An 11,070-nucleotide genomic window follows, 5' to 3' on the forward strand; every position below is an offset into this window, starting at 1 on the left:
AATACTTATGAAAATCATCCCTCTAATTAAGAAAGGGGAGGAAACAGAAACTCCTGAAGAAGTTCAAAAACATATTGGAATCCCTTAGTAGTAATAATACATGTATTAGAAGTATCAATAGGAAGAGGTGTGGAAGATGAGACTATTCTGTATCTATAAGGGTATAAAGGGATTTGTATCAGTGTATAATCTTCTTATGAAGTATGAGAATGGATTGATAGATGAGAGTGTGAAGAGAAAGTTAAAGATCCTCTCCTTCTTTGAGAAGTATGGATTAAAACCTACAATAGATGCCTTTGGTGTAAGTAAATCAACCATATACAGATGGAGGAAGATACTAAGAGATAACAGCGGAAGGATAGAAGCCCTTAAGGATAAGAGTAGGGCACCAAAGAGAAGAAGGAAGAGGAATATTGATATAAGAGTTATTGACTTTATAGTGGATATAAGAAAGAGATATGGAAGGATAGGTAAGGAGAAGATAAAGGTATTGCTTGATGAGTATTGTAAGGAGAATGGTATAAAAACAGTATCCTCCTCAACCATAGGGAGAATAATAAAGGATAGGAATCTATTCTTCTATCACAAGGAGTATACACACTTTGGTAAGGAGAAGAAGAGGAAGATGAAGAAGAAACTAAGGAGAGGTGGGTATAGACCTAAGAACCCTGGAGATCTAATTGAGATTGATAGTATAGTAATCTTTATGGATGGAATAAGAAGATACATAGTTACAGCAGTGGATGTAAAGGGGAGATTTGCCTTTGCCTATGCATATAAGAGATTATCAAGTAAAACATCTATGGATTTCATGAAGAAGTTGAAGGAGGTAGCCCCATTCCCTATAACACATATACAGACAGATAATGGTAGTGAGTTTCATGGATACTTCAGAGATTATCTTGAGAAGGAGGGAATAACTCATTTCTTCACATACCCTAAGAGACCTATAATGAACTCATACATAGAGAGATTCAACAGAACCCTTAAGGAGGAGTTTGCAAATGAAGCTTATGATGACCTTATCTTTGATATAGATGAGTTTAACAGGAAACTCATGGAGTATCTAATCTTCTATAACACAGAGAGACCTCATACCTCTCTTAACTATAAGTCTCCTTTGAGGTATATTATAGATGAGTTTGGATTTTCCAATATGTTGTGGACTTATACATTCATTTGACTTTTCGGTATTGGTTTGTTAAAATCATCTGTGGCAAAAAACTTAAAGAAAGGAAGGTGAAAAGATGGGGGTATCACCTAACGAGATTGGAATTGATTGGGAAGGATTGTATTCTGAGAGAGCAAAGGGAATGAGAGCTTCGGAGATAAGGGAGTTACTTAAAGTTGCAAAACAAAAAGGGGTAATTTCATTAGCAGGTGGTTTTCCAGATCCAACATTATTTCCAACAGAGCAGATAAGAGAGGTAAGTGATTATGTACTTAAAAACTATGGTAAAGAAGCTCTCCAGTATGGAGTAACTGAGGGATTAAAACAACTAAGAGAGCTCCTTGTGGAGAAGATGAGGAAAGAAGGAGTAAATGCTTCCTTAGATAACCTTATAATTACCACAGCTTCCCAACAGGGATTGGATCTTGTGGCAAAGGTATTTATAAACCCGGGAGATACTGTAATTGTAGAATCTCCTTCATACCTTGGTGCCCTTCAAGCTTTTAATGCCTTCCAGGCAAAATTTGTGGATGTGAGAATAAACAAAGATGGAATAGACACATCTCTTCTTGAAGAAAGCATAAAAAAGTTAAGGAAGGAAGGAATAAAACCAAAATTTATCTATGTCGTTCCGAATTTTCACAATCCAACAGGTGTAACTCTCTCCTTAGAGAGGAGGAAAGAGATAATAGAAATTTCAGAGAGATACCAGATTCCAATTATAGAAGATGATCCATATGGTGAAGTCAGATTTGAGGGAGAAAGAGTTCCATCACTGATCAGTATGGATATATCACATGTTATAGCATTAAGGACATTCTCAAAGATTCTCTCTCCTGGTCTTAGACTTGGATGGATAGTTGGAGATCCACAGGCAGTAAGAAAGATTGTAATTGCAAAACAGGCAGCAGATTTGTGCTCTCCATCTATAACCCAGTTTATAGTTTATGAATTCTTGAAAAGAGGATACCTTGAACCATACCTTGAAACTGTAAGGAGAGAGTATAAGAAGAAGAGAGATGCCATGCTTCAAGCTATGGAGAAGTATTTTCCTGAAGAAGTTAAATGGACCAAACCTGAGGGTGGTTTATTTGTATGGGTAACCTGTCCAGAATACATAAACACTGAAGAACTCTTCTATGAAGCCATAGAGGAGAAAGTGGCATTCGTTATTGGAGCAGCATTTTACGCTCACAGAAATATACACAATTGCATGAGGTTGAACTTCTCTCTACCAAGCATGGAGCAGATAGAGGAGGGCATAAAACGGTTAGGTAATCTTCTCAAAAAGAAGATTAAAACTTAATCTATACGAGTTGATTTATTAAATAATTCGGATTTAGAGTTTCGCCAGTAGAACTGGTTAGTAGTTCATCCCATCTTAAAGAACTACCGGGTTCAAATATTTTTTCTATAAAGAATTTGCCAACCTCTGGCTTAAAAGGTAATGGAGAGATGTTTGCTTTTATAAATTCATCCATCTGAGAAGCCATCATCTCTCCAAGTAGATAGTTTTGATAGTAGACTGGATTGGTTCCAAAGTGAATCTTTGCTGCCCAATCAAATCTATTTCTTCTATCCTTAGGAGTATTCAGGAATTGATTTTCAGCTACAAAATCATACCATAAATTGTTAATGTTATCTTCCATCTCATAGAGTTTCTTTTCAAAAAAAACAAAAGTTATTATCCATCTTGCTGAAATCATAAGTTGTAACTTTAAAAGTTTATCTATTAAATCTTTATAATCCTTTAACTCCTCCTCAACTCCGACGATTTCTTTATACCAAACCCACTTTCTTGCAAATCTACCAAAGAACATGGCAACTGCCTCAGTGGTAAATGTATGGGAAGGTTCCCTAAGTAGGAAAGGTAAATCCATATTCAGATATTTATCATAGACAGCATGTCCCATCTCATGAAGCATGGTTTCAGCCCATCTCTCATTTGGTCTTATGTTTGCAAGGATTCTCACATCTCCACTCCTGTCTATGTGTATGCAAAAGGCATGTTGATTCTTTCCCTCTCTCTCGTAAAGGTCACTCCTTGCCAGTATATCTTTAACCTCCATTCCCATAGATTCATAAGTCTTCACTGTAAGTTCTTCTATATCCCTATCTTTAAAAATCTCATCAAAGGGAATGTCATATATATGAGGGACCTCCTGAAAGAATGGATCAGAGTAGTGCCATGGCATAAGGTTCTTACTTGAAACACCAAACCGCTCTGAGAGCCTATTGTCTATCTCTTCCTTCATTGCCTTGAATGTTTTATCTGTCTTGTTTTTAAATTCCTTAAATATACTGTGAATCCTATCTACATTCAGTTCTTGAAGTTCAAACATCATCTCGTAATAATTACTATATCCAAATCCTCTTGCGATTTTATTTCTTATCTTTACCAATTCAAGGATCTTTGGACCAACAACTTCTCCTATCTCTTTACTTGCCTCCCAAGCTTTTTTTCTTAAAGACGAATCTCTCTCATTTCTGAGTATCTCTTCAATTTCATTATTTGTCACTTTCTTTCCATCTATTTCTCCTCTAAAACTTGTAAAAATACTTTCTATTTCTGCCTCTTTCTCTGAAACAACTTTCAATGTCTCTTTATCAATCTGATTTGGAAGCATTACATTTCTTAAAAGAATAAACTCTCTCTTCTCAAGGGGAGAAAGGGAGTTATTCTGTAAAAACTTGTTGACCAGTTCAAATTTACTCCTGTCCGATAGATACTCTCTTAATTTTATATCTGCCTCTATAAATTTTTTCTCCCAATCCTTCTTTCCTGTGGTGGTAAGATTCCAGTAGGCAGTTGCAACCTCCTTTTCCAGTTCCATCAACTCATTGTTAACCTTTGTTAAAAACTCCTTATGATTCATCACTTCTCCTCCTTTCTTCATCTAAGGTGAAATTATATCACCTTAAGAATTAGATAAAAAATGCCTCCAAATAGCACTATGTAGAGTGGATTTAGTTTTCTATATCTGAAATAAATAACTAAAAGGAAAACAAAGACAACTATGGATGAATAGTCAACTATTGCTGAACTTGTGAAGATAAGGTATGTGGTGTATGCAACAAGTACTATTACGCCCACCCTTAAACTTCTATAGAGTTTATCTAAACTATACTTCTTCTCTATGAAAAGTAGAAACGCATAGACAATCATGGAGAGAAGCACACCAGGTAGAATTACTCCTATGGTTGAAGATAGGGCACCAAAGAAACCAGCGACTTTAAATCCAGTATAGGTGGCTACATTAACAGCTATAGGTCCAGGAGTTAGTTGAGCTATTGAAATCATGTTCAGAAAATCATCCATTGAAAGAATGTGATGAACCCTTACAATCTCATCTCTAATGATTGAGAGAACACCCCAACCTCCCCCATAGGCAAAGAAACCAATTTTAAGGAAGATGAGAAAGAGTTTTATTATCATTTTTCACCCCTTATAATAAGGAAGTAGATAAGAGAGATAAGGATAAAAGTGTATATAGTGTGAAGTTTTAAAAAAATTATGAGGAGCATCCCAAACAGAACCAGTATAAAATTTCTCAACCTCCACTTTTTTGTAACTCTATATATAAAATCGATTAGTATAACAGATATTCCTATTCTCACACCTACAAGAAAGTACTTTACATATGGAACATCAATGTATCGCCAAAGGAATTTAGCCACTATTAGTATAGTAATGAATGGGGGAAGAAAAACTGAAAATACAAGAAATACACCAAGGGGAATACCACCTAATTCACTTCCAACAAAGAAAGCAGTATTTATAGCAATGGGACCCGGTACCGATTGAGCTTTCACAAGACACTTGAGGAATGTTTTTTTATCCATTATATTTTTTCCAACTATCTCTCTCTCAATAAGAGGTATCATTGCATACCCCCCTCCTATTGTAAGACCACTTATCTTAAAAAAGGTAAAAAAGAGACTTATATATTTCACTCTTCAATATAAACCTTCTCCACAAAGGGAGAAGTCATTGCAAAAAGGACCCCTGCGTAGTTGAGTTTGAAGGAAACTATATCACCAACTTTAATATGAGGACAATTCTCAACATCAATAACCATGTGATCACTGGAGGCTCCAATGATTTCAAACTTATCTAATGGGATGATGCCGGAGAGACTGACATCCTGCCTCCCCAATGCAAGAATTGCCCTTCTTCTAATTCCTCTATCCTCAAACTCTGGCACCTCTCCAAAGGCATCTACGGTTCTTTCTCCCCATGGAAGAGATGGTTTTCTCTTAACCTCTATAACCTCTGCCTCCAGAGTGAATGTATCCTGTCTTAGACCAGGTAGAGGTTTCCTATTTATTGCTTCCACCCCAAGAAATATACCCTCTCCAACTCTTATTTGATTTATAAATCTGGGAAGCTTTCCTCTCCATATCATGGGAAGAAGATTTGAACCACCACCAGATACAACTTTTACCCTAATTCCATGATCCTCAATAAGATTTTTTAATTTAAGAAGAACTCCGAGATTCTCCTTAGTGGGAATAATACCTGATAGACATGTAAGATTTGTCCCTATTCCAAGAAATTCAATGGATGAAAAATCCATAATCTTCTTTACAAAGAAAAGAACATCCTCAGGCATAACACCCTCTCTCAACTCTCCAACTTCTACCATGACTATAACTTTATGAATCCTTCCTTTTCTTGAGGAGACCTTTGATAAATGCTTTATAACCTCTATTTCAGTATTTAAAGAGATATCTGAAAATTCAATCACCTCTTCTATCTCTGATAACATTGGAGAGCGAAGTAGCATCTTTTCCACATTAACATTGGAAAAATTCTTTATGTTCCTCATCCTTGAATCTCCAATCACTTTTGCACCTAAGGATTTTAGTACCCTTACTATATTCTCGTCCCCAAGAACAACCTTTACCACAGGAACCACATCAACACCAAGTGGCTCGCATCTACTCTTTATGGTTAAATAGTTCTCTCCTATTGCTTTAAGATTTATCTTTAGTCTCGGAAACATTATAGTTTTATTATATCCCATAAATGATAAAATTATTCTATGAAAAAAGTTATAGCAATTTTGGTTATCTTCATACTCATGCTTGCCATTGGAGCAAAGAGAGAGGAAAAGATACCTGAACCATATCTTTCATCTATAAACTTTTTAAGAGAGATGAATGTGGTATCTGGATATCCAGATGGAACCTACAGGATAGACTGGGCAATAACCCAGGGAGAATTTATAACCCTTCTTGTGAGGGGATACAATGTAACCCAAAGTTATAAAAGGGAAGAAGAAACCCTTGTTTCTAAATTAAAGAAGTTTATTAATGCGGTGCTATCAATATTTAAAAAGAAGGAAAGGTTTGTAAATCTAAAGGATCATTGGGTGCATCCATATCTAATTGAGCTTTCAAGACTTGAAACTTTATCGGAGGAAGAGATAAAGCCAGATACGGCAGTTACAATAGAAGAAGCTCTTTTTCTTGAAATTAATCTCTTTCCCTTTAAAAATGAAATTAAGGATATTACATTTCAAAATGCCACAGAAAACAAAGAGAAGATACTTTCATGTTCAGTTTCCCATAACCTTCTCCCAGATGGTGTTAGATTTGGGAAGAAACTCTCAAGAGGAGATGCCTTCCTTCTCATTGAAAGATTCATAAAGAAACGGCAGTCTCAAATAGAAGAATAGCATTATCTTTGCAATCAATACATTCCCTTAGAGAAAGTTCAATTCTTGGAGAAGTGGTAATTGGTGGGAAAATGTGGTAAAATTGAATAAATGTTTATGGGAACCTATTTGTACAAAATGGATAGTAAGGGAAGAGTAATGGTTCCTCCTATATACAGGGAGGAACTGGGAACTAAATTTGTAGTCACCAAGGGGCTTGAGAAGTGTCTTTTTGGATACCCTACAAAGGAGTGGGAGAATCTTTCAAAAAAACTTGCCAAAATAAGTTTGACTACAAAAGAGACAAGGTTCTTCCTTAGAGTTTGGTTTTCATCGGCAACTTTTGTAGAGATTGACAATCAGGGAAGAATTCTTATTCCTTTAGAATTCAGAAAGTTTGCCTCTTTAAAGAGAGATGTAGCATTTATTGGAGTTTTTAACAGAGTTGAAATATGGGATAAAAATGCATGGGATAAATATTTAGAAACAAAAGAACTCTCCTATGAAAACTCTGTAAGTAAACTTGTGGAGAATATATGAAGGTGCCCATTCATAAACCTGTGCTTGTCAAAGAGATACTCTTCTATATAGACTTTGAGAAAAAAAGAATATTCCTTGATCTCACAATAGGTGAGGGTGGGCATAGCTATGAAATAATAAAGAGAATGAAAGAGGATTCCCTACTTATAGGGTTGGATATAGATCCAGATGTCTTAGAGGTTGCCAAAGAAAGACTTAAAACTGATAACAGAAGAGTCATTCTAATAAACGATAATTACAAAAATTTTCCTTTAGTGCTAAAAGGACTTGGTATAGAGAAGGTGGATTTTATGCTTCTGGATTTAGGTTTCTCTTCCTTTCATTTAAGAAAGGGAAGGGGTTTTTCCTTTGATGATGATATAAGCATTGATATGAGATATCGGAAAAACATTAGAAGTGGAGAGTATGTAATAAACTCCCTTGGAGAGAAGGAACTTACATATATCTTTAAAACTTTTGGAGAGATAAGAGAAGCTAAGAGGATAGCAAGAAAAATTGTTCAGGAAAGAGAGAAAGCACCGATAACCACAGGAAAGAGACTTAAAGAGATTATAGAATCCCTGTATCCAGCCTACATGAGGAAAGGGAGTATACACCCTGCAACAAAGGTATTCCAGGCATTAAGAATATATGTAAATAAAGAGTTAGAAAACCTAAAAACCTTCCTTTCATCTTTCCAGGACTATTTAAACAAAAATGGAGTTGTTGAAATAATTTCGTATCATTCCCTTGAGGATAGAATGGTAAAGAAAAGGTTTTTGGAACTTGAAAGAGAGGGAGTAATTAAAGTTCTTACAAAAAGGCCTATAACACCTCAAGAAGAGGAAATTGAGGATAATATAAGGAGTCGCAGTGCAAAACTCAGAGTGGCTAAAAAGATTTAGTATATTTATTATCATAACGATTCTACTTGTATTTTTCTATGGGCTACTCAACCTTCAGATTATGAATCTGGAGAATAAAAGGAATATATTAAAAAGAGACCTTGATTCTCTAATAGAGGAGAGAAGAAATCTTGAATCTAAACTGGAGGAGATGACCAATCCAACTGCACTGATAGAGAGAGCAATAGAGAAGTTAAATCTAAAAGATGCGGAGGTTATATTTATAGATGGTGGAAGTGGAAAGAAAACAGAAGACAGTGGAAAATAGAATTGTAAAAAGCTTACTTATCTTTCTGATTCTTTCAATAGTTTTTGGTGTAAGACTACTGTATCTTGATGTTATAAAGGGGGAGGAATTCAAAAGAAGAGCAGAAGCTCAATGGCAATCAGTAGGAAGACGCGTTCCGGGAAAGAGAGGAACAATTTATGATAGAAATGGAAGAATCCTTGCCATCTCCATAAAAAGATACAGAGTTGTTACCAATCCATCACAAATTGATGACAAGGAGAGGTGGTTGGACAAGGTTTCAGATAAATTGGGCATTGAAAAGAAAACGCTAAGGAATAAAATTAACACAAACTCAAGTTATCTTGTCTTAAAGACTGGTATAGATAAAGAGGAGAAAGAAAGAATAGAGAAACTAAATATTAAGTATTTATACTTTGAACCTTATTACGAACGCTTCTATCCAATGCATAATCTGGCATCCTATATAATTGGAGAGATGGGAATTGACAGGGGACTCGAAGGACTGGAGTACAAATTTGATAGTATTTTAAGGGGAGAGTATGGAACAATAGGATTCCTTAAAGATGCTCTTGGAAGAGAGATACCTGGAACCGAATTCTACATAAAGAAACCACGAAACGGAGCAGATATATATTTAACCATAGATATAAACATTCAGGCAATAATGGAATTTGAGATGAGGAAAACCATTGAAAAGTATAAACCTAAAAGGGTTATTACAATACTGGAGGATATTAAGACAGGGGAAATAATAGGTATGGCAACATTGCCCAATTTTGACCCAAATGACTTCTCTCAATTTTCAAAGGCAAAATTTCCAGATCCTGCATATGGATGGAATTACGAGCCTGGTTCTTCCTTTAAACCTTTAGTAGCCTCTGCTGCCATTGAGGAGGGTGTTTTAAGTGAAGAAGATAAATTTGAGTGCAAGGGATACATATACAAGGGTGGAAAGAGATTTACATGTATAGTTCCTCATGGTGTTCAAACCATTAAAGAGTTGCTCAGAAATTCATGCAATGTCGGATTTATTCAGGTTGGATCACTACTTGGTGATAAACTCTACCATTATTTAAAACTGTTTGGAGTAGGGGATGAGATGAATCTGGATTTTCCATATGAGGGGAAGGGAGATATTCTTCCACCAGAAAAGTGGAGTGCTACAACCCTTCCAACCATGTCTTTCGGTGTAGGAATAACTGTAACTCCCCTTCAACAAACAAGTTTCTATCAGGCAATAGCCAATAAGGGCAATAGACTGAAACCGCAGATAATAAAAAGGATAGTGAAGGATGGAAAGGTCATTAAAGAGGCAAAACCTTCCCTTATTAAAAAGGTAATATCTGAAACCACAGCCAATAAAGTTTTATCCTATCTTAAGTATGTGGTTGGAAGAAATGGGGTAAGAAGAGCAGTTATAACAGGTTATTCCATTGGTGGCAAAACTGGAACAGCAGGAGTAATAGAGAATGGTAAATATGTAGAAGGAAAGACAGTTCTCTGGTTTGTTGGAATAATAACTACCAAAAATCCAAGATATGTTCTAACAGTGCTGGTTGATGAACCAGAGGATAGTTCCCTATATGCCTCTCAGGTAGCTGCCCCTCTGTTTAAAAGAATTGCAGAGAGAGTGATTAAATATTTTGAGATTGAGCCTGATGAAAAAGTTAAGTGAACTTTTAAAAGGAATTCAAATTAAAAATTTTTATGGAAGATTGGATAGGGAGGTTAACTCCCTTGTCATTGATTCCAGAGAAGCAGGTGAAGGGAGTGTATTTTTTGCTATTAAAGGTAGACGCTTCAATGGTCATGATTTTATATTAGATGCCTATAAGAAGGGTTGCCGTGTATTCATAGTGGAAAGGGAAATTTCGGGTCTTAAAGATTCCACTCTAATAATCACTGATAACTCAAGGATGGCATTTTCAATTGCCTCATCCAATTTCTATAATAACCCCTCAGGTAAACTCAATGTGTATGGAATAACAGGAAGTACAGGAAAAACTACACTTATACATCTCTTAAGAGAGCTCATTCCAGATTCAGCAAGTCTTGGTAGTGAAGGAAAATTCATCAAAAAAAATCTTATAAATAGAGGTGAAGGACTACTTACAACACCAGAATCTTTTGAGATTCAAAAGTTTCTTGATAGATGCTTAAGGGAAAAGGTAAAGGATGTATTTTTAGAGGTAAGTTCCTTTGCATTAATGAACTATAGGGTTGAGGGGATAAATTTTAAAGGAGGAATCTTTTTGAACCTACATCCAACACATCACTTAATGATTCATAAGACTATACTCAACTACCTTAAATCTAAAATTCATCTTCTGGAACTTACAAAGGGACCATTTATTTTAAATCTTGATGACCCATACCATTCATTTTTTAAGGAAAAAGGAAAAGGGAATCTCTTTTTTTATTCTAAAACAACAAAGACCCATTTTTTTGTTGAAGAGAAGAAAGTTTTAGATGATGGGTTTTTATTCAAATTAAATCTTATGGGAGAGAAAATAGATGTAAAGCTAAATAAAAAGTGTGATATTGACATAGTTCTTCCTGCCCTCT

Annotated in this window: 12 protein-coding genes; 8 read left to right on the forward strand and 4 right to left on the reverse strand. The window is 35.5% G+C overall.

What is annotated here, in order from left to right; translation table 11 throughout:
• The first annotated feature begins 136 nt into the window (after positions 1-136).
• The gene (locus J7J33_02765) at positions 137-1,183 is read left to right on the forward strand and encodes a transposase (GenBank protein ID MCD6168214.1); all 1,047 of its coding nucleotides are present in this window, start codon (positions 137-139) and stop codon (positions 1,181-1,183) included.
• A gap of 64 nt (positions 1,184-1,247) precedes the next feature.
• Entirely contained in the window at positions 1,248-2,477 is a 1,230-nt protein-coding gene (locus J7J33_02770) for a PLP-dependent aminotransferase family protein (GenBank protein ID MCD6168215.1), read from the forward strand.
• A gap of 1 nt (position 2,478) precedes the next feature.
• Here the strand turns inward: J7J33_02770 and J7J33_02775 are convergent, their stop codons facing one another.
• From J7J33_02775 to J7J33_02790, 4 genes are read right to left on the reverse strand one after another with little or no spacing between them, the layout of a single operon-like run.
• Positions 2,479-4,047, reverse strand: a complete 1,569-nt coding sequence (locus J7J33_02775; GenBank protein ID MCD6168216.1) for a M2 family metallopeptidase — start codon at positions 4,045-4,047, stop codon at positions 2,479-2,481.
• Between the two features lie 32 nt (positions 4,048-4,079).
• Positions 4,080-4,607 carry a chromate transporter gene (locus J7J33_02780; protein ID MCD6168217.1) on the reverse strand — a complete coding sequence of 176 codons (528 nt, stop codon included), beginning with the start codon at positions 4,605-4,607 and terminating at the stop codon, positions 4,080-4,082.
• Entirely contained in the window at positions 4,604-5,125 is a 522-nt protein-coding gene (locus J7J33_02785; GenBank protein MCD6168218.1) for a chromate transporter, read from the reverse strand. Before J7J33_02785 ends, J7J33_02780 begins: the two co-directional genes overlap by 4 nt.
• Entirely contained in the window at positions 5,122-6,177 is a 1,056-nt protein-coding gene (locus J7J33_02790; GenBank protein ID MCD6168219.1) for an alanine/ornithine racemase family PLP-dependent enzyme, read from the reverse strand. The genes J7J33_02785 and J7J33_02790 overlap by 4 nt, the downstream gene beginning before the upstream one ends.
• A 39-nt stretch (positions 6,178-6,216) precedes the next feature.
• Here J7J33_02790 and J7J33_02795 point away from each other — a divergent pair, with 39 nt between their 5' ends.
• The 6 genes from J7J33_02795 to J7J33_02820 form a co-directional block, all read left to right on the forward strand.
• On the forward strand, positions 6,217-6,852 hold the full coding sequence (locus tag J7J33_02795; GenBank protein MCD6168220.1) for an S-layer homology domain-containing protein: 636 nt from the start codon (positions 6,217-6,219) through the stop codon (positions 6,850-6,852).
• A 90-nt stretch (positions 6,853-6,942) separates the two neighbouring features.
• Positions 6,943-7,371: a division/cell wall cluster transcriptional repressor MraZ gene (mraZ, locus tag J7J33_02800; GenBank protein ID MCD6168221.1), complete on the forward strand. Its 429-nt coding sequence runs from the start codon at positions 6,943-6,945 to the stop codon at positions 7,369-7,371.
• Positions 7,368-8,255, forward strand: a complete 888-nt coding sequence (gene rsmH, locus J7J33_02805; protein ID MCD6168222.1) for a 16S rRNA (cytosine(1402)-N(4))-methyltransferase RsmH — start codon at positions 7,368-7,370, stop codon at positions 8,253-8,255. The genes mraZ and rsmH overlap by 4 nt, the downstream gene beginning before the upstream one ends.
• Positions 8,224-8,523 carry a hypothetical protein gene (locus J7J33_02810; GenBank protein ID MCD6168223.1) on the forward strand — a complete coding sequence of 100 codons (300 nt, stop codon included), beginning with the start codon at positions 8,224-8,226 and terminating at the stop codon, positions 8,521-8,523. Before rsmH ends, J7J33_02810 begins: the two co-directional genes overlap by 32 nt.
• A complete protein-coding gene (locus J7J33_02815; protein MCD6168224.1) occupies positions 8,483-10,180 on the forward strand; it encodes a penicillin-binding protein 2 in 1,698 nt (565 codons plus the stop codon). Before J7J33_02810 ends, J7J33_02815 begins: the two co-directional genes overlap by 41 nt.
• A partial coding sequence (locus tag J7J33_02820) for a hypothetical protein (GenBank protein MCD6168225.1) occupies positions 10,164-11,070 on the forward strand: 907 nt, incomplete at its 3' end. The genes J7J33_02815 and J7J33_02820, both read left to right, overlap by 17 nt.

Source organism: Caldisericia bacterium, from assembly GCA_021158845.1.
In the GTDB taxonomy this organism is placed as follows: Bacteria; Caldisericota; Caldisericia; order B22-G15; family B22-G15; genus B22-G15.